Origin of the sequence: Sulfitobacter sp. PR48 (assembly GCF_028807335.1) — a bacterium.
GTDB lineage: Bacteria > Pseudomonadota > Alphaproteobacteria > Rhodobacterales > Rhodobacteraceae > Sulfitobacter.
Map to the genome: position 1 here is coordinate 151,608 of NZ_JARAMM010000001.1, position 23,205 is coordinate 174,812.

Here is a 23,205-nt window from a genome sequence, read left to right on the forward strand (position 1 = left end):
CAACAAAAACGCCGCATAAAGCGACGTTGAATGGCGGATATTTCGGAAAAGACTTGGTTGCGGGAGTAGGATTTGAACCTACGACCTTCAGGTTATGAGCCTGACGAGCTACCGGGCTGCTCCATCCCGCGCCACTAAGTCGAGTTATCTGATCATCGAAGAGAGATACAAATTAGAGGACTTGTTAGGTTTGGCGATGACCTACTCTCCCACGTCTTAAGACGCAGTACCATCGGCGCTACGGCACTTAACGGCTGGGTTCGGGATGGGACCAGGTGTTTTGCTCGCGCTATGATCACCAAACCAAACAAATCCTCTACGAGCCTTCCGCGATGGGAAGGTTTCGGGCGGGAGGCGGCGCATTCTTGGATGCGCGTTCCCGCTCTTTTGCCATTCCGGAAGGAACGGCTGTGTTGATGTCCAAGTCAGTACAGCTAATGTATGTGTATGCTTTTGATGTGATTGGCAGAAGTCTTGCTTCTACTGGATCAAATCAAGCCTATCGAGCAATTAGTACCAGTCAACTGAACGTGTTACCACGCTTACATCTCTGGCCTATCGACGAGGTGGTCTACCTCGGCTCTCAGGGATACCTTGTTTTGAGGGGGGCTTCCCGCTTAGATGCCTTCAGCGGTTATCCTGTCCGATCATAGCTACCCAGCACTGCTATTGGCATAACAACTGGTCCACCAGTGGATCGTTCACCCCGGTCCTCTCGTACTAGGGGCAACTCCTCTCAAGTATCCTACACCCACGGAAGATAGGGACCGAACTGTCTCACGACGTTCTAAACCCAGCTCACGTACCTCTTTAAACGGCGAACAGCCGTACCCTTGGGACCTGCTCCAGCCCCAGGATGAGATGAGCCGACATCGAGGTGCCAAACACTGCCGTCGATATGGACTCTTGGGCAGTATCAGCCTGTTATCCCCGGCGTACCTTTTATCCGTTGAGCGATGGCCCTCCCACTTGGGACCACCGGATCACTATGGCCGTCTTTCGACTCTGCTCGACTTGTCAGTCTTGCAGTCAGGCTGGCTTCTGCCATTGCACTCAACGAGCGATTTCCGACCGCTCTGAGCCAACCTTCGCGCGCCTCCGTTACGATTTAGGAGGCGACCGCCCCAGTCAAACTACCCGCCACACAGGGTCCCGGATCCGGATAACGGACCGCGGTTAGACATCAAGCAGAACAAGGGTGGTATCTCAAGGGAGGCTCCACCGAAACTAGCGTTCCGGCTTCAAAGCCCACCACCTATCCTGCACATGTTCGGCCTAATGCCAGTGTGAAGCTGTAGTAAAGGTGCACGGGGTCTTTCCGTCTAACCGCGGGAAACCTGCATCTTGACAGGTAATTCAATTTCGCTGAGTCTATGTTGGAGACAGCGGGGAAGTCGTTACGCCATTCGTGCAGGTCGGAACTTACCCGACAAGGAATTTCGCTACCTTAGGACCGTTATAGTTACGGCCGCCGTTTACCTGGGCTTCAATTCAGAGCTCTCACCCCTCCTTTTAACCTTCAGGCACCGGGCAGGCGTCAGACCCTATACGTCGTCTTGCGACTTCGCAGAGCCCTGTGTTTTTAATAAACAGTCGCCACCCCCTGGTTTGTGCCCCCAGCCCCTAGTTGCCTAGGAACCGGGCCTCCTTCTCGCGAACTTACGGAGGTATTTTGCCGAGTTCCTTCAACATAGTTCTCTCAAGCGCCTTGGTATTCTCTACCAGTCCACCTGTGTCGGTTTAGGGTACGATCTAGCGATGGAGCTATTTCCAGGAACCTCTAAGCAGCCCATTCAATCCGATAAGGATGAACTACCCTCGAGATCCGTCACTTCCATCTGGCCCAGGAATATTAACCTGGTTCCCATCGACTACGCCTTTCGGCCTCGCCTTAGGGGTCGGCTTACCCTGCTCAGATTAGCTTTAAGCAGGAACCCTTGGACTTTCGGCGAGAGTGTCTCTCACACTCTTTGTCGCTACTCATGTCATCATTCTCACTAGTGATCTCTCCACCGGATCGCTCACGCGCCAGCTTCACAGAAAACTCCTTACCCTCCTCAACGTAGGGTGCGCATTTACTGCGCACCAACGCTGAAGGGGATAGGAGTTATGTCACACTACGCTCTGCTACCATGCAATAAATGCATCCTCAGCTTCGGCTCATGGCTTGAGCCCCGTTACATCTTCGCCGCAAGACAGCTTAATTAGACCAGTGAGCTGTTACGCTATCTTTAAAGGATGGCTGCTTCTAAGCCAACCTCCTGGTTGTTTTGGCCGTCTCACCTGCTTTCCCACTTAGCCATGAATTAGGGGCCTTAGCTGGAGGTCAGGGTTGTTTCCCTCTTCACGACGGACGTTAGCATTCGCCGTGTGTCTGCCATCTAGTACTCCTCGGTATTCGGAGTTTGGTTAGGATCAGTAAGCCTGTGGGGCCCCATTACCCATCCAGTGCTCTACCCCCGAGGGTATTCGGATGACGCTCTACCTAAATAGATTTCGCAGAGAACCAGCTATCTCCGAGTTTGATTGGCCTTTCACCCCTAGGCACAGCTCATCCCGATCCTTTTCAACGGATGTGGGTTCGGTCCTCCAGTAAGTGTTACCTTACCTTCAACCTGGCCATGCCTAGATCACTCGGTTTCGGGTCTGATCCCACGAACTCGACGCCCTATTAAGACTCGCTTTCGCTGCGCCTACACCTAACGGCTTAAGCTTGCTCGTGAGACCAAGTCGATGACCCATTATACAAAAGGTACGCTGTCAGGGCGTAAAGCCCCTCCAACTGATTGTAGGCGTTCGGTTTCAGGTACTGTTTCACTCCCCTCGTCGGGGTGCTTTTCACCTTTCCCTCACGGTACTGGTTCACTATCGGTCAGTAAGGAGTACTTAGCCTTCGAAGGTGGTCCTCCGATCTTCAGACAGGATTTCACGTGTCCCGCCCTACTTAATACGTCCAATCATGCTTCTTATACGGGACTATCACCCACTCTGGTTGCGCATTCCAACGCATTCTAACCACACTCATGGCTCGGCTGGTCCCCGTTCGCTCGCCGCTACTAGGGGAGTATCAATTGATTTCCTTTCCTCCGGGTACTTAGATGTTTCAGTTCCCCGGGTTTGCTTTTCTAAACCTATGTATTCAGTCTAGAAATACCTGTTTTACCGCATTATTGATCGCCGCCGAAGCGGGTAACAATAACACAGTATCAGGTGGGTTGCCCCATTCAGAGATCCATGGATCAAAGCCTATTCTCGGCTCCCCATGGCTTATCGCAGAGTATCACGTCTTTCATCGCCTCTTACTGCCAAGGCATTCACCAAACGCCCTTTTCGCGCTTGATTTGATCCAGAAAAAGCAAGACTTGCGTCCCGCGCGACGATCAGAAGCTGGTAAGAAACTGATCCTCCTTATCCTGGTTCAAAAGCATACTTTTTCCCGCCCAGACTATCGTCTGGACAACGAGACATGCTGATAGCCGCAGCCCGTGCAGGGTGCAGCGTCATGTCTCTGGTTAGTGTACTTGACTTGGACAACACGTTCTTTTCGGCAGGCATACGCTTGGTCGGCCGAGGAAACAGCCTTGCAAACGCTCGCTTTGGCCCACATCCGAAGACATGGTCCGCCGCACCAAACCGAGGTCATTCCCTTACGCGGGACAACCAAACAGTGTTGTTATTGTATCTCTCTTTACGATGTCAATTTGGTGCGCTCCCGAAGGAACTCACCAGCGTCCGATTGGACGAGCAAACGCGCCATAGCGCGCTTGCTGATCTAATCAGTACTAGTAGTAAATGGTGGAGCCTAGGAGGATCGAACTCCTGACCTCCTGAATGCAAATCAGGCGCTCTCCCAGCTGAGCTAAGGCCCCATCAAAACCCTTTCGGGATACTGGTGGGTCGAGGAGGACTTGAACCTCCGACCTCACGCTTATCAGGCGTGCGCTCTAACCACCTGAGCTACCGACCCAGTTGATTTTGCCCAGGCAAAATCGACGTCGCGCAAACAGCGTATTGCGAAGCAATGCGCGAGTTGCGCCAGGCGGGTCGGACCCGCATTGCAACCCTTCCGGGGATATCGCTGCGCGATACCCTGTCAGGGCGACGCGCCCCACTGCGTGAGGCGCTTGCTGAAGAGATATGAGGACGGCCCGGTCCGAAGGACATCTTGCGATGTCCCGAATATGGACAGTTTTGTTTACTGTCCTGCTAAGTGTTTCATGAGTTTTATGCGCTACCGCTTCGCCACTTGAGCGCGTTGGTATCACTTAAAATCTGCTAGAAACATCCTTAGAAAGGAGGTGATCCAGCCGCAGGTTCCCCTACGGCTACCTTGTTACGACTTCACCCCAGTCGCTGATCCTACCGTGGCCGCCTGCCCCCCGAAGGTTAGCGCAGCGTCGTCGGGTAGAACCAACTCCCATGGTGTGACGGGCGGTGTGTACAAGGCCCGGGAACGTATTCACCGCGTCATGCTGTTACGCGATTACTAGCGATTCCGACTTCATGGGGTCGAGTTGCAGACCCCAATCCGAACTGAGATAGCTTTTTGGGATTAACCCATTGTCACTACCATTGTAGCACGTGTGTAGCCCAACCCGTAAGGGCCATGAGGACTTGACGTCATCCACACCTTCCTCCCGCTTATCACGGGCAGTTTCTTTAGAGTGCCCAGCCGAACTGCTGGCAACTAAAGATGTGGGTTGCGCTCGTTGCCGGACTTAACCGAACATCTCACGACACGAGCTGACGACAGCCATGCAGCACCTGTCACTGCGTCACCGAAGTGAACGCCCGATCTCTCGGGTTAGCACAGGATGTCAAGGGTTGGTAAGGTTCTGCGCGTTGCTTCGAATTAAACCACATGCTCCACCGCTTGTGCGGGCCCCCGTCAATTCCTTTGAGTTTTAATCTTGCGACCGTACTCCCCAGGCGGAATGCTTAATCCGTTAGGTGTGTCACCGAACAGTATACTGCCCGACGACTGGCATTCATCGTTTACGGTGTGGACTACCAGGGTATCTAATCCTGTTTGCTCCCCACACTTTCGTACCTCAGCGTCAGTATCGAGCCAGTGAGCCGCCTTCGCCACTGGTGTTCCTCCAAATATCTACGAATTTCACCTCTACACTTGGAATTCCACTCACCTCTCTCGAACTCAAGACCAGGAGTTTAGGAGGCAGTTCCGAGGTTGAGCCTCGGGATTTCACCCCCTACTTTCTGATCCGCCTACGTACGCTTTACGCCCAGTAATTCCGAACAACGCTAACCCCCTCCGTATTACCGCGGCTGCTGGCACGGAGTTAGCCGGGGTTTCTTTACCAGGTACTGTCATTATCATCCCTGGCGAAAGTGCTTTACGACCCTAAGGCCTTCATCACACACGCGGCATGGCTAGATCAGGCTTGCGCCCATTGTCTAAGATTCCCCACTGCTGCCTCCCGTAGGAGTCTGGGCCGTGTCTCAGTCCCAGTGTTGCTGATCATCCTCTAAAACCAGCTATAGATCGTAGACTTGGTAGGCCATTACCCCACCAACTATCTAATCTAACGCGGGCCGATCCTTTACCGATAAATCTTTCCCCCGAAGGGCTTATACGGTATTACTCTCAGTTTCCCGAGGCTATTCCGTAGAAAAGGGTACGTTCCCACGCGTTACTAACCCGTCCGCCGCTCGCCCCGAAGGGTGCGCTCGACTTGCATGTGTTAGGCCTGCCGCCAGCGTTCGTTCTGAGCCAGGATCAAACTCTCAAGTTGAAAAGCAATTGCTTGCTTATCCTTGACGTCGAACCTCTGCACATCGACCTGCAGTACTTACTGAATACCACAGGCGTCTTTTCTGTTTGTTGTGCTTGCAGTTACCAAAGTAACCAGAAGCCGTCCAAACAGTGAAGCTGACACTACATCATCGACCGAAGTCTAGTAGCGCGATATGAAGAGGTTGATCCATCGAATGAACCAAACCGCCCACATATCTCTTCAGATACTATCAATTTCAAAGAGCGTAGAGACAAAAGAGACTGAGATGCGCCCTAACTTCCTGGCGCGCCCCGCCCAAATACCTCTGATATTTCTTGTCCGCCTCGTTTCCATCCGTCCGCGTTTCCGCTTCCGTCCGGCCCGTCTGACGTCCCGCCGGTGCATCTCTGCGCCGCCGGTGAGGGGGGTTCTACGGTTAGTAGCGGATACCCGCAACCCCTTTTTTCGAGAAATGCGAAATTTTTGCTACACTCTCAGAATGTAGTTTAGAAACAGAGTGTTATGATCTCATTTTTTTCGAATTACTTTGCCTGCGGTCGCTTTATCGCCTGCGGCATCACCGAAGCAGGGCCTCCGGATTCCCATATATAGCGTTATCCACAGGCTTACCCCCAAGCGGGACGCAGACTCACCCTGTTTGCGCCAACAAATTTGCCCCTGATTTGCCGATTCACCCGCGAGTCGGATGCGATTCACCCGGCCGAATGCTGGGTCGGGTGTGAATCGGAGGGGGGATTCACCGAAAATCGGGCGCCGACTCGCGTGACAGGCCAAAATTTCTTTCAAAAAGTGCCCGTTCGGCGGGCAACCATGGTGGAATCAGTGCAGAATCTCCGGCGACCGGCCAGCAATCAGCCCCGAGAGCCCCGGTGATTCACCGATTTGGCCGGGCAGCGGGTCCGCGCTTCGGGGTTTTGACCAATCTCAGCGACAGAAGCCCCAGAATCACGGCCATATAGACCAGGGGCTCAATCTGAATGCCCTTCACCAGCCAGATGTAGTGGATACCGCCCAGAATCACGGCCAGGTAGGTCAGCTTGTGCAGCTTGCGCCACGCCGGGCCCAGTTTGCGGACCGACCAATTGTTCGATGTGGCGGCCAGGGGCAGCAAAAGGACAAATGCCGCGATGCCGATGGTGATGTAGGGGCGCTTTATGATGTCCTGTGCAACCCGCGACAGGCTTTGCACATCCAGAAATGCCCAGACCAGCAGATGCAGCACGACATAGGTAAAGGCGAGCAGACCGATCGCCCGGCGGAATCTGATCAGGTTCAGGCCGGTAAACCGGCGCAGCGGCGTGATGCACAAACCGATGATCAAAAGCTGCAGCGCGGTCTTGCCCAGCTCATGCTCCAGCGCCTTGACCGGATCGGGGCCAAGCCCCCCGTAGACCCCCTGATAGAACAGCCAGACGGCGGGAATCAGATACGCACTATATACAACCCATGTCGGGATGCGCCGCGCGAAGCTGTTGATGCCGTCGATGATGACTTTCACAGGGCCACCCGGCGTGGCGAATTTTTCAAAGAATTCGGACCGGGATTTTCGAAAATCCCGTCTCCCCTGCCGACCGGGTTTGCCATCAGAAGTTTTTCGCCAGATCCATGCCTTCATAAAGGCTGGCCACCTCGTCGCCGTAGCCATTGAACATCAGCGTGTCCTGGCGACCGGCAAACAACCCTCCGCCCAGCGGACGCTCTGTCGCCTGTGACCAGCGCGGGTGGCTCACTTCCGGGTTCACATTGCTGTAGAATCCGTATTCACGGGCATTGGCCTTGTTCCAGCTTGTCGGCGGTTCGCTGTCTGTCAGCGTGATCCGCACAATCGACTTGATCGACTTGAAGCCATACTTCCACGGCACCACCAGCCGCAGCGGCGCGCCGTTCTGGTTCGGGATGTCCTTGCCATAGATGCCGGTCGCCATGATCGTCAGCGGATGCATCGCCTCGTCCAGGCGCAGCCCCTCGACATAGGGCCAGTCCAGAACCGGAAACCGCACGCCGGGCATTTCGTCGGGGCGCAGGACCGTCTCGAAGGCCACGTATTTCGCAGCGGACTGAACCCCCGCCATCTCCAGCAGATCCGCCAGCTCAAACCCGTCCCATGGCACCACCATCGACCAGGCCTCGACACAACGGAAGCGATAGATCCGTTCCTCGATGGTCATCGCCTTCATGATGTCTTCAAAGTTGTAGTCGCCGGGCTTGTCCACAAGACCGTCGATCTTCACCGTCCAGGGTTTGGTCGTGAGGGTTCCGGCATTGCGGGCCGGATCGCCCTTGCCGGTGCCGAACTCATAATAGTTGTTGTAGCTGGTGATGTCCTCGTAGCTGTTCGGTTGCAGCTCTCCCTCGGCTCGCACCCGCCCGCCGGATATCCCGGCAAGCCCGACGCCCGCAACCGCACCCGCCATCAATTGCCTGCGGTTCAGAAACGCCGCCTCCGGGGTGACGTCGCTTTCTTTCAGCGTATTGATCCAACGATGGGCCATCGGGCTCTCCTACTCTCAACTCCACATACAACAGAGTTAGGGTTACAAGGCCCATGCACCAAAGACTTTCGCGGTTCATTTCACCCAGAACACCGAATTGTCAGCTTTGCTCCGCCCGGCAGAAACGGCCAGCGCCTGCGGCGCTGCGGGCAGAGATCACAAAACCGCGTCCCGGTTTCACATTGAGTTGAGTGGTCGCACCGCATCCGTCCCGCTTAGCGCACGCGCCCCATGTTTCAATGCGCGCCCTCACGCCACCGGCGAAAACCCCCGGCTTTTCTTTCCGACGGACCGCCTCACATTATTCTGTGACACCAGATAGCAGGAGGAGACCATCATGCACCGCAGAACACTACTTGCCTTGACCGCTGCTGCCGCGCTTGCCGGAACACCCGTCTTTGCTGCCGACAACAAGAAAGACATCGTCGATACCGCAACCGAGGCCGGGACTTTCGGCACCCTGCTGGCTGCCGCCGAGACGGCCGGCCTGCTCGAAACCCTGAAAGGCGACGGCCCCTATACCGTCTTTGCGCCCGGTGACGACGCCTTTGCCGATCTGGAAGACGGCGCTGTGGACACCCTGTTGCTGCCCGAAAACCAGGACGTTCTGACAAGCATTCTCACCTACCACGTCGTCGCGGGCAAAATCATGTCCGCTGACCTTCAGACCGGGATGAATATCGAAACGCTGGAGGGCTCGCCCGTCACGATCAACCTCGACAATGGGCTCATGGTCAATGATGCCACGATTGTCACCCCCGACTTCGAAGCCGCGAACGGGGTGATCCATGTCATCGACAAGGTGCTGATGCCTTGATCCGAGGAGACATCCACCGGACAATCCCGGCGGGTGCGCACGAAAAAGGGCCGCCAAAGCGACCCTTTGAACATGGCGTGACCTGCGTCAGGCATGACCTGCGTCAGGCGTATCCGGCGGAAGCATTGAATGTCTCAAGCGACTGGCCCGAGATCAGGTGATCCAACAGCTGATGGCGCCGGGTGCCAGACAATCTGTTCAGCGCCTGAACTTCTGCCGGTGTAAGATCGCGCCGCTCGAAACCGCGCGTATTCAGGCAACGGTCCACCGCGCCCGCCTCGCCATGGGCACGGATATTCCCTTCATTGGACGCCACGATGATCGGGCCCACAAGCACGCCGCCGAATAACACGCCCCCGACATAGCTGCTGACGACAGCATTCTGACCGCCCCGCGCCGCATTTGCGGAGCAGGCATAGACCGCCTGACGCGCCGATTGCAGGTTCTGGCCCGGTTGCGCAGGAACCGAAGGGCCCGGAAGATCGCCACATGCGGCCAGGCTCAGCAGCCCCAGTATACCTAATGGTCTCATGGGTCTGCCTTTCTGCTGCATCTGCATGGGGGATCCGCTGCAATTCCTCCCTGCGGACCTAGCAATTCGACCGGCAAATGAAAAACAGCTTGATGCGTTGCTGCTTTGCCTGCGGCACAACCGCAACAGCAGATGGGCACAAACGAGATTCCTGCCCTGTCGCCGACCGGGCTACCGACAAAAAAGGCCGGGAAAACCCCGGCCTTTTTTACCTGCATATATTTTACCTGCATATATTATAGTGCGGATCAATGCACCGTCGCATCGTCCGGTTTGGGCCGATTGCTGGCCGCAACCCGGTCCCCGATGATCAGGCCATCGGCTCCTGCGGTGACGGTGATCCTGTCCCCGTCGCGCACGTCACCGGCCAGGATCATCTCTGCCAGCGGGTCCTGCAGCACCCGCTGGATGACCCGCTTGAGCGGCCGTGCCCCGAAGACCGGATCATAGCCTTCATCGCCCAGCCACTTCTTGGCGCTCTCATCCAGATCCAGCGCGATCTTGCGCCCGGCCAGCCGCCGGAGCAGCCGCTGCAATTGCACCTCGACGATACCGGTCATGTTTTCGCGGCTCAGCCGGTCGAAGATGATCGTCTCGTCCAGACGGTTCAGGAACTCCGGCCGGAAGTGCGCCCGGACCGCATCCATCACGTCACGCTTGGCCTGTGCCATGTCTCCGCCATCGGGCAGTTGGCTCAGCGCCTGCGCGCCCAGGTTCGATGTCAGCACGATCAGCGTCTGCTTGAAATCGACCCTGTGGCCCTGCCCGTCGGTCAGCACCCCGTCGTCCAGCACCTGCAACAGCACGTTGAACACATCCGGATGCGCCTTTTCGACCTCGTCGAACAGCACCACCTGATAGGGCCTGCGCCGCACCGCCTCGGTCAGCACACCGCCCTCGTCATAGCCGACGTAACCCGGAGGCGCGCCGATCAGCCGTGCAACGCTATGCTTCTCCATGAACTCGGACATGTCGATACGCACCATGGCGTTGTCATCGTCGAACAGGAACTCCGCCACCGCCTTGGTCAGCTCGGTCTTGCCCACACCCGTCGGCCCGAGGAACAGGAAACTGCCCAGGGGGCGGTTTTCGTCGTTCAGACCGGCACGCGCACGGCGCACGGCATTCGCCACCGCCTTGACCGCAGCATTCTGGCCAATGACCCGCGCATGAAGCTGGTCTTCCATGCGCAACAGCTTGTCACGTTCGCCTTCCAGCATCTTGCCCGCAGGCACACCTGTCCAGCGCTCCACCACATTTGCGATCTGCTCGGGGCGCACGGCCTCTTCGACCATCATGCCATCTTCGCTGGATTCAGCAGCCTCAAGATCCTTCTCAAGCTGCGGGATCACGCCATAGGAAAGCTCCCCCGCGCGGGCGAGGTTGCCCTCCCGCTTGGCGATGTCCAGATCCGCGCGGGCGCGGTCCAGCTTTTCCTTGATGTCGCGGGCGCCGGCCAGCTTGTCACGCTCGGCCTGCCAGGCGGCTGTCATGCCACTGGCCTTCTCCTGCAAATCGGAAAGGTCCTTCTGCAAGGTCTCCAGCCGGTCCTTGGAAGCCTGATCGTCTTCCAGCTTCAGCGCCTCTTCCTCGATCTGCAATTGCAGGACCTGGCGGTCCAGCGCATCCAGCTCTTCGGGCTTGCTGTCGACTTCCATGCGCAGACGGCTGGCGGCCTCGTCCATCAGGTCGATCGCCTTGTCCGGCAGGAACCGGTCGGTGATGTAGCGATTGCTCAACGTCGCGGCGGCCACGAGGGCAGAGTCACTGATCCGCACACCATGGTGAAGCTCGTATTTCTCCTTGATGCCGCGCAGGATGGAAATGGTATCTTCCACCGTCGGCTCCTGCACCATGACCGGCTGGAAACGCCGCGCCAGCGCTGCGTCCTTTTCCACATATTTGCGGTATTCATCCAGCGTGGTGGCACCAACGCAATGCAATTCACCCCGCGCAAGCGCAGGTTTCAGCAGGTTCGAGGCATCCATCGCCCCATCCGCCTTGCCCGCACCGACCAGCGTGTGCATCTCGTCGATGAACAGGATGATTTCCCCGGCAGCTTCGGTGACTTCGGTCAGAACCGCCTTCAAACGCTCCTCGAACTCGCCGCGATATTTGGCACCTGCAATCAGCGCCCCCATGTCCAGCGCCAGCAAACGCTTGTTGCGCAGGGATTCGGGCACATCGCCATCGACAATCCGCAGGGCAAGTCCTTCGGCAATGGCGGTCTTACCGACACCGGGTTCACCGATCAGAACCGGGTTGTTCTTGGTCCGGCGCGACAGGACCTGCATCGTGCGGCGGATTTCCTCGTCGCGGCCGATGATCGGGTCGATCCGGCCTTCTTCGGCCCGCGCGGTCAGGTCGGTGCTGTATTTCTTCAGCGCCTCATATCCATCCTCCGCACTCGCGGTATCCGCGGTGCGGCCCTTGCGGACATCATTGATGGCAGTGTTCAGCGCCTGGGCCGAGACATGACCGGCTTCCAGCGCGGTTTTCGCCGCGGATTTGACCATGCAAAGCGCCATCAACAGACGTTCCACCGGGACAAAACTGTCGCCCGCCTTCTTCGCCAGCGCCTCAGCCTCGGCCAGCACTTTCGTGGTTGTATTGTCCAGATAGACCTGGGCCGCATCGCCCGAAACCTTGGGCAGCTTGCCCATCGCCAGCGCGAGGTTCTCGGTCACGCGCTTGACGTTACCGCCTGCCGCCGAAATCAGATTGGCCGCAAAGCCCTGATCATCGTCCAGCAGTGCTTTCAGAATATGTTCGGGAGTAAGCCGTTGATGGCTCTCGCGGATGGCAATTGTCTGCGCCGCCTGAATGAAGCCGCGCGATCTTTCCGTGAACTTGCTCAAGTCCATGGTTCTCTCCTCTTGTTAAGCGCCCCATGGCGGATGCGCCCGGCTCAGCGGCACGCGTCCTTCGGGACCTCGGTTAGAATTTGGGGATCCGGACACCGGATTCAAGAGGCGCTCACCACAATGAAACTGTCAGGTGTCAGGCAATACCGGCTTTTGTGTCACATCGCTGGCCCGGAGCGCGGCGTTATGTCCGATGGGAGGTAGGGGCCAAGCGGTCATTTGTGAAAAATGCAGCGAAGAGCAGGATTGAGTCCAAAGTGACTTAACCACACAGGGCAGCGCCTGACCGCGGGTGGGCAGCGGAACGTCCGTGGGTGCCACTTTATTTCTAATCTTTGGCGTGGGGATGATGAACCGCAATACGGTGAGAAAGCGCCCGCCCATGGGGCGGTCGGGCGCTGCCCGGCGGTGCTGCGCACCTTGACTCCGGGCTTTGGTGGACGTCCGCTTCGTCCCGCAAAGCGGTTCCTCGCTCACCCCGCGTCGAAGGGCCGGATTGGGCCAGAATTGCCTGGCACAACGTTCGATAGAACCTGTCAGATGCCGGGAGACATGAAGCGCAGGCAGGGCCAATGCGCCTGCGGACAGGCGGCGCACCAGGGGAACAGCAGCAATCTGCCCAATTTGCGACAAATTCCGCAGAAATGAAAAATTCCATACCGGGATAGCCGACTGTAATAAAAAGATTATTCCAATTTATTCACAGCATTTTCCGGAATTCATGCAACCATTTCGCAACATAATCGTTGTTGTCTAAAGCAGCACCAACCCCTGCGACAACGATCAAGGCCTTGTGAGGTAATCTTCATGCAGAATCCAAGCATTCAACTGTCAGATGTGATCTACAACGCCGCCGAACAGACGTTCGAGGCGCTTGTCACTCTCCATCGTGACGGAACCGCGCGCAAATATGCCTGCGCCATCAATGCGCCCATCACCATGTCTTTCGAACAGGCGGCCGAAGGTTTGAAAAAACAGGCCATCCGCCGGGACCGGCAAGGTGCCGGTCTCTATTCGGAACGGGCTCACCGCACTGCCCGGCAACGTGCCGGTCGGCCCCGGTTCGACCCGCGCCGCTGGCTGGAAAGCCTGGTTGCCTACCCCGGCAACCGCGCCGCCTGATTTCACAGCCATCCGCGCGACACCTGCCTTTCCGCGCGGACAGCGGGGCACCGCTGCATATTCTGTCCATGCAGCCGCCCCACCATCAGAGACCTATGCCTGCCTGCACTGTCTCTGACATACTGACCCGGATATCGCGCAAGCATATCCGGGTTTTTTTTTGCCTTCCGCAGCACCGGCGCGCGCCGGCCCGCTCTTTTCACTGGACAGCTTCCGGTCAAACCGACTACGACCCAGACGTTTGCCCGCATCACCCAAGGAAGCCAGATGACAGATGACCGCCTGATCGTAGCCCTCGATGTTCCCAATGCTGTTGCGGGGCTTGCCCTCGCAGAAGAACTGGGCGACGCCGTCAGTTTCTACAAGATCGGGCTGGGCATGTTGACCGGCGGCGGTCTCGCGCTCGCAAACGAGCTCAAGCAGGAGCACGGCAAACGCATCTTTCTGGACATGAAGCTTTTCGACATCGGCGCAACCGTCGAAGCCGCCGTGCGTGGCCTGGCGCAGTTCGAACTCGATTTCCTCACCGTGCATGGCGATCCCTATGTTGTCGCTGCCGCCCGCGAAGGGGCTGGCGGGCATGACACAAAGATCCTCGCGGTGACGATCCTGACCTCGCTGGACCGGGCCGATCTTGACGGCGCCCTGATCCGCGACGGCGCCATCCCCGATCTGGTGCAGACCCGCGCCGCAAATGCCTTCGAAGCAGGTGCAGACGGCATCATCTGTTCCCCGCACGAGGCGGCCCTTGTGCGCGCCCTGCCCGAAGCGGAGGGCAAGCTGGTGGTGACCCCCGGCGTCCGCCCCTTCGGCAGTGCGCCCGGCGACCAGAAACGCATCATGACACCGGCGCAGGCGATCGCCGCAGGCGCGGATCATGTGGTGGTCGGCCGCCCGATCTGGGCGGTGCCTGACCCCCGCGACGCGGCGCTTGAAATCCTCGCCGAGATGAAAAGCCCACAGGCGGCCAGACCCAACGCCCCCTCCTGAACTGCCCTTGAATGGTTGGCGGCAGCGCCTGAAATTCAACCGATGACTGTAACATAAATGACAACATCAGGCTTGCTGACTGTCCGGTCAGGAATTCCCGACTATGTGGCCCCTGCTTGCCATGTTAACCTAAGGTCAGGTGATACTCCCCGACGAACTGGTTCTTCCTGAAGTTCGTCAACTCCCCCCCGCTGCAGAAGGCGGGGGGCTTTGTCTTGAAAATCCAAATAATTTCAAAGACCTGAAACGCCCTCGCGCTTCAGGAACAGTCGCAGGCGTGCCTGAAATGCCGGGACGGCCTTGGGATGCGCCAGAAATGCGTCAGACGACATCAGCGTCCATCGCTGCCCTTCGTCCCCGAAAATGACATCCTGCGCCGCCCGGTCCGGCAGGCCTGCCACGAAGAACCATTTGACCTGTCCGTCCTCGGTAAAACGCTGCCGCCATGTCACCGCACCCTCGGGCACCGTCAATCCCAGCTCCTCGCGACACTCGCGAAGGGCGCATTCCAGGGGTGTTTCATCCCCCTCGCGCCCGCCACCGGGCAAGTCCCAATATCCGGCAAAGGGCAGGCCGGGGATATCGTCGCGCAGGATCACAGCCAGTTTCGCGCCGATGAAAAGCGCAAGCTTGGCACCGTCAAAGCCTTCGTCCTGCCCCATGTTCTTTCCTTCGCTCACCCGCTACATTGGCTACATAACCATTCTCATCCGTGTGCCAAGATGGCGAGTCTTTGTCGTGATTGCCTGAAAGAACAACCTGCCGTGACGCGGTGCACCAGCTGCGGCAGCCCCCGTGTGCTGTCCCATCCCGAACTCATGGAACTGACCATCGCGCATATGGATTGCGATGCCTTCTATGCCTCGGTGGAAAAGCGCGACAATCCGGCGCTGGCGGGCAAACCTGTCATCATCGGCGGCGGCCGGCGTGGGGTGGTCTCCACCGCCTGCTACATCGCGCGGATTCGCGGTGTGCGCTCCGCGATGCCGATGTTCCAGGCGCTCAAACTCTGTCCGGAGGCGATCATCATCAAACCCAGGATGGCGGCCTATGTCGAAGCCTCCCGTGCCATTCGCGTCATGATGGAGGAACTGACCCCGGCCATTCAGCCGCTTTCCCTGGACGAAGCCTTTCTCGACATGACCGGCACCCAACGCCTGCATGGCGCGGCCCCTGCGGTCATGCTGGCGCGGCTGGTCCGTCGCATGAAAACCGAACTGGGGCTGACGGGCTCCATCGGGTTGAGCCACAACAAGTTTCTGGCCAAGGTCGCTTCCGACCTCGACAAGCCGCACGGCTTTTCCGTCATCGGCAAGGCGGAAACCGCAGATTTCCTGCGCGACAAACCGGTCAGCATGATCTGGGGGGTCGGTGCGGTCACCCAGGCGGCGCTGGAAAAGGCCGGTGTGCGCAACTTTTCCGACCTTCTGCGTTGGGAAAAGCAGGATCTGATCCTTCGCTTCGGCGGCATGGGCGAAAGGCTGTGGCACCTGGCGCGCGGCCAGGACCATCGCCGGGTCTCGGCCCATGAACCGGTCAAATCCATCTCCAAGGAAACCACCTTTGGCGAAGACACAGGCGATGCCGATATTCTGGATGGCCACATCTGGCGGCTGTCGGTGCAGGTGGCCGACCGGGCCAAGGCCAAGGGCATGGCCGGGCGCATCGTCACGCTGAAACTGAAACACGCGAATTTCAAGATTCTCACCCGCCGCGTCTCGCTCCCCGACCATACCCAGCTTGCGGACCGCATCTATCGCCATGCCCGCGCGCTTTTTGACCAATTGGGTGACCCCGGCCCTTTCCGCCTGATCGGTGTCGGGATCTCCGACCTTGGCACGCCCGAGGGCGCCGATCTGGCCGGAGACCTGCTGGACCCGCAGGCCGATAAACGCAACCGCGCGGAACGCGCCACCGACAGCATCCGCTCCCGCTTTGGCGAGAAGGCAATCGTAAAGGGGCGCGCCCTGCGCTGATCCGCGCGCCCGAGGCCGCTGCGCTGGGCTCAGGCCCCGCCGTTCAGCGGATTAACCTCAGCACGGGGCACAGAGCGCGATGAACTGGGCCATCGCAATCCTGGCCTGCGCCGCAATCTGCGCCTCACCGGGGGCGGGCAAGGTCCCGATCACCCGCCTGATCTGCTGATCGCCCACCAGCAGATGCATGAACAGCGGCGCGATATCCCCCACCTTCGGCGGCACCACCTCCCCTGCTGCGACCGCCTCTTCCATCACACCGGCCAGCAGGGGCAGGATGCTCTCGCGTCCCCCCTCGGCAATGGCGCGCCCCAGGTCTCCTGTGGCATCCGCCGCAGCGGCTCGGTTCAGCGAAATCGCGCGCTCCCCCAGCAACATGCCCAACAGGACCGGCGCCAGCCGGTGCAGCCTGTCCAGCGGCGACAGCCCCGCTGGCTCCACGTGATCAAGTGCCGCGCGCACCGCGTCGGCATTTGCCCGGACCATGCTGGCGAACAATCCCTTCTTGTCGCCGTACCACCGATAAAGTGTCTCGTTCGACGCCCTGGCCCGTTTCGCCACCGCCAGCATGGAGGTTCCGTCATACCCCTGCTCGGCCAGAAGCTCATAGGCCACTGCCTCAATCTCGCGCATGCGCGCCTGGCGTTTGTCGTCACGCATCGAATGCCCCCGTCTGCTTGACAAATAAACGTACATTAAGATACGGATATGTAAAGGCGTACACATCAATACGGATATTCAGATGACCAACACAGTTTCCCGCCCCCTGCTTTTGCTCTCCTTGCTGCTCTGCAGCGCGCTCTTCGGCTTTTTCTACGCCTGGGTCTGCTCGACCATGTGGGGGCTGGATCAGGCCGACCCCCGCACCGCAATCGCCGCGATGCAGGCCATGAATGCCTCGGTGCGCAACGCGGTCTTTGCCCCCGCTTTCTTTGGCACGCCCGTCGTGCTGGCCGTCACAACCGTGATTCTCTTTGTGGCTGCACAGCGGGCCGCCGCCGGGTGGTGCCTTGGCGCGGCACTGCTGGTGACCTTTCCGGGCGTCCTGCTGACAATGGCGGTGAATGTCCCGATGAACGAAGCCCTTGGCGCTGTCCCCGTCCCCGAAGATATCGAAACAGCGCGCCAGATCTGGCAGGGTTATTCACCGGAATGGCAGTTCTGGAATCAGCTGCGGACCGCCGCAACCGGTCTGGGGACGCTCTGCCTTGGCATGGCGATGCTGTCAGTCGGGAAAAAGACCTGAACGGCTATTCGGCGGCCAGCGGCAACCGGCCCTGGCCGATCTGCGCCACTTCCCCCACCACCTGCTGCAGGGCAGCGCGCACCGTGTCAAAGTCGCCATTGGGCCGGATCAGCGCCTCGTTCATGTAAAGCGAGCGGTCGATTTCGACCTGAACCGCATGCTGCCCGCGTGACGGGCGGCCATAGGCCTGGGTGATATAGGCCCCCGCAAAGGGCGTGTTGCGGGTCACCACGAATCCGGCGTCAGCAAAAGCCGCCTCTATCCGGTCCACGACCTCGCCCCCAGCAGAAGCCCCGAACCGGTCCCCCAGAACCACGTCAGGGCGGCGCATACCTGACCGGGCCACCCCATCCATCGCCTCATGCGGCATGGAATGGCAATCCAGCAGCACCGCCTGGCCATGCCGCTGATGCGCGGCATCCAGCAGTTTTTGCACCATGTCATGATAGGGCTGCCAATATTGCGTGATGCGACGCTCCGCCTCGGCACCGGTGATCTTGCCCCGGTAGATTGCCCGCCCGTTCGACACGACACGGGGGATGACACCAAGGCCGGAGGCCACCCGCGGGTTATGCCCCTGCCTGCGCACCCCTTCGATCAGCGCCGGGTCCAGCTCGTCGTTGGACCGGTTCAGATCCACAAAGGCGCGCGGCGCGCCCGCCTTGATGAAAGTCGCACCGTAACGCGGCGCGCAGTCGAACAGCATGTCCACAAAAGCATCTTCCGACGACCGGATCGCATGTTCGTCCAGCACCGTTTTACGCAGGAAAGACCAGGGGTAATCGCGCCCGGAATGCGGCGAGGCAAAGACCACGCAGGACCGGTTGCGCTCCGGGTGAAAAACTTCGTAGGCAGACTTCGGCATACGGCCCCCTTTCGCGATCAACATAGCGCAGAAACTTGCGATGCCAAAAGCCCTTGATCATGTGCCCGACTCCTTTTATAGCACCCCTCACGGCGCGGGTTTTCGCGCCCCATTTTGTTTGGGGCCGTATATAATCCGTGTTTCAGTGTGGGTGATTAGCTCAGCGGTAGAGCACTTCGTTGACATCGAAGGGGTCACTGGTTCGATCCCAGTATCGCCCACCACCGAATTTCACTGGTCTGACCGCCTCTGGCGTGTCGGGCTGCCCGCAACCCGGCGCTGGTTCGCGCCAGACAGAAAGATGGAGAAGGACATGAAAGTTCGCAACTCGCTCCGCTCGCTCAAGAACCGGCACCGTGATTGCCGCGTTGTGCGTCGCAAAGGCCGCGTTTACGTGATCAACAAGACCCAACGCCGGTTCAAAGCCCGCCAGGGCTGAGATCTGCCAGCAGTTACCATTCAGAAAGGCTGTCCTTCGGGGCAGCCTTTTTTCTTGGCCGGCCGCCCCCTGCCACGCGCCGGGATCACAACCATGTTTGCGGCGGAATGCATTTTTCCTCTGGCCCTCACTGGGTCAAAGCCCCACCTTACGGCCAATCCACAAGGTGCACGCGCCGTGCGCCCGCCGAAGAGAAGGAACCCATATGGCCGAGATGAAAACCTACACACCGCCCAAGGTCTGGACCCAGGACGCCGAAAGCGGCGGGCGTTTTGCCAGCATCAACCGCCCCGTCGCGGGCCCCACCAGCGAAAAGGACCTGCCGGTCGGCAAACATCCCTTCCAGCTGTACTCGCTGGCCACGCCCAACGGCGTCAAGGTCACCGTCCTGTTCGAAGAGCTTCTGGCAGCCGGTCACACAGGCGCGGAATACGACGCCTGGATCATCAACATCATGGAAGGTGACCAGTTCACCTCCGGTTTCGTCTCGGCCAACCCGAATTCGAAAATTCCCGCGCTGATGGATCACTCCGGGGACAAGCCGCAGCGGGTCTTCGAATCTGCGTCGATCATGATGCACCTGGCGGAAAAGTTCGGTGCCTTCATCCCCGAAAACCCGGCGGACCGGACAGAGATGCTGTCCTGGCTGTTCTGGCAGATGGGCAGCGCGCCTTATCTTGGCGGCGGCTTCGGCCATTTTTACGCCTATGCGCCGGAGAAATGGCAATACCCCATCGACCGCTTCACGATGGAGGCGAAACGCCAGCTCGATGTGCTCGACCGGCATCTGGCCGAGAACGAATGGATGGCAGGCAGCTATTCCATCGCCGATATGGCGATCTGGGCCTGGTACGGGCAGCTTGTGCTGGGACGGCTTTATGATGCGGCCGAATTCCTCGATGTGACCTCTTACAGGAATGTGCTGCGCTGGGCCGAAACCATCGACGCACGCCCGGCGGTCAAACGTGGCCGGATGGTCAACCGCGCCTTTGGCGATGACCTGTCCATGCAGCTGCGGGAACGCCACGACGCCAGCGATTTCGAGACCAGGACCCAGGACAAGATCGAGGCCGCCAAGGACTGAAGGCACAGCGGTAAGGTGCAGCCCGATGCGCCTTACCTGCGCCGCCCCCGGCCCACCTGGCGGCAGATCAGAATCACCGGCAGCAGCCCCATCGCCACGATCACCAGCGAGGGGACGGCAGCGCCGCCCAGCCGCTCGTCACTGGCCAGCCGGTAGGCCTGCACCGCCAGCGTGTCATAGTTGAACGGGCGCATGATCAGGGTGGCGGGCAGTTCTTTCATCACATCGACAAAGACGATCAGCAGCGCGGTCAGCAGGCTGGGCGCCAGGATCGGCAGATGCACCCGGCGCAGCGTGCCGACCGGCGTTTCGCCCAATGACCGCGCGGCGGCGTCCATATTGGCGTGAACCATCGCCTGCCCGCCCTCATAGGCGCCCAGCGCCGCCGCCATGAAGCGCACCATATAGGCCGCCACCAGCAGCCAGATCGACCCGGTGATCAGCAAGCCGGTGGAAATGCCGAAGGTCGCGCGCATCCAGGCGTCCAGCGTATTGTCAAAGGCGGCAAAGGGCACCATCAGCCCCACCGCGATCACCCCGCCCGGCACCGCATAGCCCAGCCGCGCCACATAGGCCGCCCCCTGGGACAGCCGCCCCGGACGCAACCGGCGGAAAAAGCCCACGCAGATCGCGCCCACCACAGTGACAAGCGCCGCCGTCCCCGCCAGCGTCACCGAATTGCGCATGAAACCCAAGTAGCGCGGGCTCAGAAGGTCCTGCTCCGAGCCAAGGCCCATCACCAGAAGAATCACGATGGGCAGCAGCGCACCAAAAACCACCGGCACCCCGCAAAGCACCAGCGCGCCGATCCCCGACCAGCCGCGCAGCTCGATCGGGGGCATGCCGGGCGCGCGCCGTGCCGGGTCATGATATTTCGCCTTGCCCCGCTGCACCCGCTCCAGCATCGCCAGCAACAGGGCCACCGACAGCAGGCACAGCGCCAGCTGCGCAGCCCCGGCCCGGTCATAAAGCGAGAACCACGATGTATAGATGCCCGTGGCAAAGGTCTGAACGCCGAAATAGGCCACAGTGCCGAAATCCGCGATGGTCTCCATCACCGCCAGCAGGACGCCACCGGCAATTGCCGGACGCGCCAGTGGCAGGCTGACCTTGCAGAATGCCGCAAAGGCGGAAGAGCCCAGCGCCCGCGCCGCCAGAAATGTCGTCCCGCTCTGCTGCAGGAACGCAGCCCGCGCCAACAGGTAGACATAGGGGTAAAGCACCAGAATCAGCATCACCGCCGCGCCGCCCAAAGACCGCACATCCGGGAACCAATAGTCGCGCGGCCCCCAGCCGGTCACGTCACGCAGCGTGCTTTGCACGATGCCCGGATGATCCAGCACAAAGGTATAGGCATAGGCCAGCACATAGGCCGGAAAGGCCAGCGGCAGCACCAGCGCGATCTCAAGGAACCGCACGGCGGGAAAGCGTGTCATGGTCACCAGCCAGGCCGCGCCGACCCCCACCGCAAAGGTGCCCGCCGCCACCATCACAACCAGCTTGAACGTGGTCCAGCTATAGGCCCCCAGCACGGTCGAGAGGAGGTGCCGCACCGTATCCGTGCCCCCACTCAGCGCCGCAATCAGCACCGCCAGCATCGGCAGCGCGCAAACAACAGCAACCAGCACCGCGCCAAAGGCCAGACCCCGCGCCCGGTCTGTCGGGGCAGGGCGTTTCGCGGTCATCTGGCTGGTGCTCTGGGCCATGGCCCTATTTCGATGATTTCAGTCAGGATTGCCAGCCCCGCGCCGCACCTCTGCCGGAACAATCTGCTGTCGGCATTCAGGACACCCGCCGGAAAACAGATCAGTCGTAGCTGCGCTGATCCTCGATCACCAGCCCGTCCTTGGGCAGCGTGTCAGGATCGACGATCACCACCTTGCCTTTCAGCTTCAGCAGATTGGCCACCGATTGCGCATAGGCCTCCGGGTCCCCCCCCGCGCTTTCGATATGGACTGTCATCACGTCCTGCTCGCCTGTGCGGCTGGCCACCACGCGCGCCTTGCGGATCTCGTCATGCTGGGCGACAAGCGCCGCCACCTGCTCGGGGCGGACGAACATGCCCTTGATCTTGGTGGTCTGATCGGCCCGGCCCATCCAGCCCTTGATGCGCATATTGGTGCGCCCGCAAGGCGACGCGCCCGGCATCACCGCCGACAGATCGCCGGTGGCGAAACGGATCAGCGGATAATCCGGGTTGAGCGAGGTCACCACAACTTCGCCGACCTCCCCCGCCGGAACTGGATCGCCGGTGCCGGGTGTCACGATCTCGACGATCACCCCCTCGTCCACGATCATGCCCTCCATCGCCGCACTTTCGTAGGCGATGTTGCCCAGATCGGCGGTGGCGTAGCACTGGAGACAGGAAATCCCCCGGTCGATGTAGTACTGGCGCAGCGAGGGGAACAGCGCGCCGCCGCCGACAACGGCCTTGGTGATGTCCAGGGCCACGCCCATTTCATCCGCCTTTTCCAGAATAATCTTGAGGTAATCGGGGGTCCCGGCATAGGCGGTTGTGCCCACGTCCCGTGCCGCCGTGACCTGCAATTCGGTCTGGCCCACACCGGCAGGCAGAACCATCGCGCCCACCGCCCTTGCGCCGCTTTCAAACATATGGCCCGCAGGCGTCAGATGATAGCCAAAGCAGTTCTGCACGATGTCGCCCGCACCCAGCCCCGCCGCATGCAGGAAACGCCCCATGCGGAACCAGTCGGCAGAGCTGCCGCCCGGTTCATAGATCGGGCCGGGCGACTGGAACACATGGGTTGCGTTGCGCACCGCAATCCCGCCAAAGGGCGGCCTTGCCTTCTGCCAGCCGCTCAGGTCGGATTTCCGCAATACCGGCAGCTTCGGCAGATCCTCCGGCCCGCCGACAGCAGCCGCATCGGCGCGCCAGTCTTCCGGCGCATCGGTGATCCCGGCCAGGATCTCTTTCAGCCGCGCGGCCTGTGCCGCCGCCCGCTCATCCGCACTGCGGATTTCGAGATCATCGAAATGGGAAGCTGACATGACTTTGACCCTT

The 23,205-nt window shown here is 59.8% G+C and carries 16 protein-coding genes, 4 tRNA genes and 3 rRNA genes; 8 read left to right on the forward strand and 15 right to left on the reverse strand.

What is annotated here, in order from left to right:
* Positions 1–54: 54 nt before the first annotated feature.
* The 8 genes from PVW51_RS00755 to msrP all read right to left on the reverse strand — a co-directional run bounded on the left by PVW51_RS00755 (position 55) and on the right by msrP (position 8,248).
* A tRNA-Met gene (locus tag PVW51_RS00755) sits at positions 55–131 on the reverse strand.
* Positions 132–188: 57 nt separating this feature from the next.
* Positions 189–303, reverse strand: a 5S ribosomal RNA gene (gene rrf, locus PVW51_RS00760).
* A 186-nt stretch (positions 304–489) separates the two neighbouring features.
* Positions 490–3,342: ribosomal RNA gene (locus tag PVW51_RS00765) — 23S ribosomal RNA — on the reverse strand.
* Between the two features lie 451 nt (positions 3,343–3,793).
* A tRNA-Ala gene (locus tag PVW51_RS00770) sits at positions 3,794–3,869 on the reverse strand.
* Between the two features lie 21 nt (positions 3,870–3,890).
* Positions 3,891–3,967, reverse strand: a tRNA-Ile gene (locus PVW51_RS00775).
* A gap of 324 nt (positions 3,968–4,291) precedes the next feature.
* Positions 4,292–5,753: ribosomal RNA gene (locus PVW51_RS00780) — 16S ribosomal RNA — on the reverse strand.
* Together the 16S, 23S and 5S rRNA genes with 3 tRNA genes alongside form the textbook arrangement of a ribosomal RNA operon.
* An 877-nt stretch (positions 5,754–6,630) precedes the next feature.
* Positions 6,631–7,245, reverse strand: a complete 615-nt coding sequence (msrQ, locus tag PVW51_RS00785) for a protein-methionine-sulfoxide reductase heme-binding subunit MsrQ (RefSeq protein ID WP_274573516.1) — start codon at positions 7,243–7,245, stop codon at positions 6,631–6,633.
* A gap of 94 nt (positions 7,246–7,339) precedes the next feature.
* Positions 7,340–8,248 carry a protein-methionine-sulfoxide reductase catalytic subunit MsrP gene (msrP, locus tag PVW51_RS00790; protein WP_269363623.1) on the reverse strand — a complete coding sequence of 303 codons (909 nt, stop codon included), beginning with the start codon at positions 8,246–8,248 and terminating at the stop codon, positions 7,340–7,342.
* Between the two features lie 337 nt (positions 8,249–8,585).
* Between msrP and PVW51_RS00795 the strand changes: the two genes are divergently transcribed.
* Complete coding sequence (locus PVW51_RS00795; RefSeq protein WP_274573219.1) at positions 8,586–9,065, forward strand: fasciclin domain-containing protein; 480 nt, start codon at positions 8,586–8,588, stop codon at positions 9,063–9,065.
* A 103-nt stretch (positions 9,066–9,168) separates the two neighbouring features.
* Here PVW51_RS00795 and PVW51_RS00800 read toward each other — a convergent pair whose 3' ends face one another.
* Both PVW51_RS00800 and clpB read right to left on the reverse strand, forming a co-directional pair.
* Positions 9,169–9,597 carry a hypothetical protein gene (locus tag PVW51_RS00800; RefSeq protein ID WP_274573220.1) on the reverse strand — a complete coding sequence of 143 codons (429 nt, stop codon included), beginning with the start codon at positions 9,595–9,597 and terminating at the stop codon, positions 9,169–9,171.
* 248 nt (positions 9,598–9,845) lie between these two features.
* A complete protein-coding gene (clpB, locus tag PVW51_RS00805) occupies positions 9,846–12,461 on the reverse strand; it encodes an ATP-dependent chaperone ClpB (protein ID WP_274573221.1) in 2,616 nt (871 codons plus the stop codon).
* Positions 12,462–13,268: 807 nt separating this feature from the next.
* On the opposite strand from clpB, the gene PVW51_RS00810 reads away from it, so the two are divergent.
* Together PVW51_RS00810 and pyrF are read left to right on the forward strand one after the other, a co-directional pair.
* Positions 13,269–13,583 (forward strand): orotidine 5-phosphate decarboxylase, encoded by a 315-nt coding sequence (locus PVW51_RS00810; RefSeq protein ID WP_274573222.1) that lies wholly within the window; start codon positions 13,269–13,271, stop codon positions 13,581–13,583.
* Between the two features lie 267 nt (positions 13,584–13,850).
* The gene (pyrF, locus tag PVW51_RS00815; RefSeq protein ID WP_274573223.1) at positions 13,851–14,573 is read left to right on the forward strand and encodes an orotidine-5'-phosphate decarboxylase; all 723 of its coding nucleotides are present in this window, start codon (positions 13,851–13,853) and stop codon (positions 14,571–14,573) included.
* Between the two features lie 233 nt (positions 14,574–14,806).
* On the opposite strand, the gene PVW51_RS00820 is transcribed toward pyrF, so the two are convergent.
* Positions 14,807–15,235, reverse strand: coding sequence for an NUDIX hydrolase (locus PVW51_RS00820; RefSeq protein WP_274573224.1), 429 nt, complete (start codon positions 15,233–15,235; stop codon positions 14,807–14,809).
* 60 nt (positions 15,236–15,295) lie between these two features.
* Between PVW51_RS00820 and PVW51_RS00825 the strand changes: the two genes are divergently transcribed.
* The gene (locus PVW51_RS00825) at positions 15,296–16,549 is read left to right on the forward strand and encodes a DNA polymerase IV (protein ID WP_274573225.1); all 1,254 of its coding nucleotides are present in this window, start codon (positions 15,296–15,298) and stop codon (positions 16,547–16,549) included.
* Between the two features lie 57 nt (positions 16,550–16,606).
* Here PVW51_RS00825 and PVW51_RS00830 read toward each other — a convergent pair whose 3' ends face one another.
* Entirely contained in the window at positions 16,607–17,209 is a 603-nt protein-coding gene (locus PVW51_RS00830) for a TetR/AcrR family transcriptional regulator (RefSeq protein WP_274573226.1), read from the reverse strand.
* Between the two features lie 82 nt (positions 17,210–17,291).
* On the opposite strand from PVW51_RS00830, the gene PVW51_RS00835 reads away from it, so the two are divergent.
* Positions 17,292–17,795 carry an anthrone oxygenase family protein gene (locus PVW51_RS00835; protein WP_274573227.1) on the forward strand — a complete coding sequence of 168 codons (504 nt, stop codon included), beginning with the start codon at positions 17,292–17,294 and terminating at the stop codon, positions 17,793–17,795.
* A gap of 4 nt (positions 17,796–17,799) precedes the next feature.
* Here the strand turns inward: PVW51_RS00835 and PVW51_RS00840 are convergent, their stop codons facing one another.
* Positions 17,800–18,660 (reverse strand): N-formylglutamate amidohydrolase, encoded by an 861-nt coding sequence (locus PVW51_RS00840; RefSeq protein ID WP_274573228.1) that lies wholly within the window; start codon positions 18,658–18,660, stop codon positions 17,800–17,802.
* A 149-nt stretch (positions 18,661–18,809) separates the two neighbouring features.
* On the opposite strand from PVW51_RS00840, the gene PVW51_RS00845 reads away from it, so the two are divergent.
* From PVW51_RS00845 to yghU, 3 genes are all read left to right on the forward strand, one after another.
* Positions 18,810–18,884 (forward strand) — tRNA-Val (locus PVW51_RS00845).
* Positions 18,885–18,973: 89 nt separating this feature from the next.
* On the forward strand, positions 18,974–19,099 hold the full coding sequence (gene ykgO, locus PVW51_RS00850) for a type B 50S ribosomal protein L36 (RefSeq protein ID WP_005850168.1): 126 nt from the start codon (positions 18,974–18,976) through the stop codon (positions 19,097–19,099).
* Positions 19,100–19,304: 205 nt separating this feature from the next.
* Complete coding sequence (gene yghU, locus PVW51_RS00855) at positions 19,305–20,183, forward strand: glutathione-dependent disulfide-bond oxidoreductase (protein WP_274573229.1); 879 nt, start codon at positions 19,305–19,307, stop codon at positions 20,181–20,183.
* Between the two features lie 32 nt (positions 20,184–20,215).
* Here the strand turns inward: yghU and PVW51_RS00860 are convergent, their stop codons facing one another.
* Entirely contained in the window at positions 20,216–21,868 is a 1,653-nt protein-coding gene (locus tag PVW51_RS00860) for an ABC transporter permease (protein WP_274573517.1), read from the reverse strand.
* A 121-nt stretch (positions 21,869–21,989) separates the two neighbouring features.
* The gene (locus PVW51_RS00865; protein WP_274573230.1) at positions 21,990–23,192 is read right to left on the reverse strand and encodes a phenylacetate--CoA ligase family protein; all 1,203 of its coding nucleotides are present in this window, start codon (positions 23,190–23,192) and stop codon (positions 21,990–21,992) included.
* Positions 23,193–23,205 lie beyond the last annotated feature (13 nt).

Bases quoted from the DNA above. Each gene is read 5' to 3' on its own strand.
- msrP (WP_269363623.1), bottom strand. From the start codon at position 8,248: ATGGCCCATCGTTGGATCAATACGCTGAAAGAAAGCGACGTCACCCCG.
- PVW51_RS00795 (WP_274573219.1), top strand. From the start codon at position 8,586: ATGCACCGCAGAACACTACTTGCCTTGACCGCTGCTGCCGCGCTTGCC.
- PVW51_RS00800 (WP_274573220.1), bottom strand. From the start codon at position 9,597: ATGAGACCATTAGGTATACTGGGGCTGCTGAGCCTGGCCGCATGTGGC.
- clpB (WP_274573221.1), bottom strand. From the start codon at position 12,461: ATGGACTTGAGCAAGTTCACGGAAAGATCGCGCGGCTTCATTCAGGCG.
- PVW51_RS00810 (WP_274573222.1), top strand. From the start codon at position 13,269: ATGCAGAATCCAAGCATTCAACTGTCAGATGTGATCTACAACGCCGCC.
- pyrF (WP_274573223.1), top strand. From the start codon at position 13,851: ATGACAGATGACCGCCTGATCGTAGCCCTCGATGTTCCCAATGCTGTT.
- PVW51_RS00820 (WP_274573224.1), bottom strand. From the start codon at position 15,235: ATGGGGCAGGACGAAGGCTTTGACGGTGCCAAGCTTGCGCTTTTCATC.
- PVW51_RS00825 (WP_274573225.1), top strand. From the start codon at position 15,296: ATGGCGAGTCTTTGTCGTGATTGCCTGAAAGAACAACCTGCCGTGACG.
- PVW51_RS00830 (WP_274573226.1), bottom strand. From the start codon at position 17,209: ATGCGTGACGACAAACGCCAGGCGCGCATGCGCGAGATTGAGGCAGTG.
- PVW51_RS00835 (WP_274573227.1), top strand. From the start codon at position 17,292: ATGACCAACACAGTTTCCCGCCCCCTGCTTTTGCTCTCCTTGCTGCTC.
- PVW51_RS00840 (WP_274573228.1), bottom strand. From the start codon at position 18,660: ATGCCGAAGTCTGCCTACGAAGTTTTTCACCCGGAGCGCAACCGGTCC.
- ykgO (WP_005850168.1), top strand. From the start codon at position 18,974: ATGAAAGTTCGCAACTCGCTCCGCTCGCTCAAGAACCGGCACCGTGAT.
- yghU (WP_274573229.1), top strand. From the start codon at position 19,305: ATGGCCGAGATGAAAACCTACACACCGCCCAAGGTCTGGACCCAGGAC.
- PVW51_RS00860 (WP_274573517.1), bottom strand. From the start codon at position 21,868: ATGACCGCGAAACGCCCTGCCCCGACAGACCGGGCGCGGGGTCTGGCC.
- PVW51_RS00865 (WP_274573230.1), bottom strand. From the start codon at position 23,192: ATGTCAGCTTCCCATTTCGATGATCTCGAAATCCGCAGTGCGGATGAG.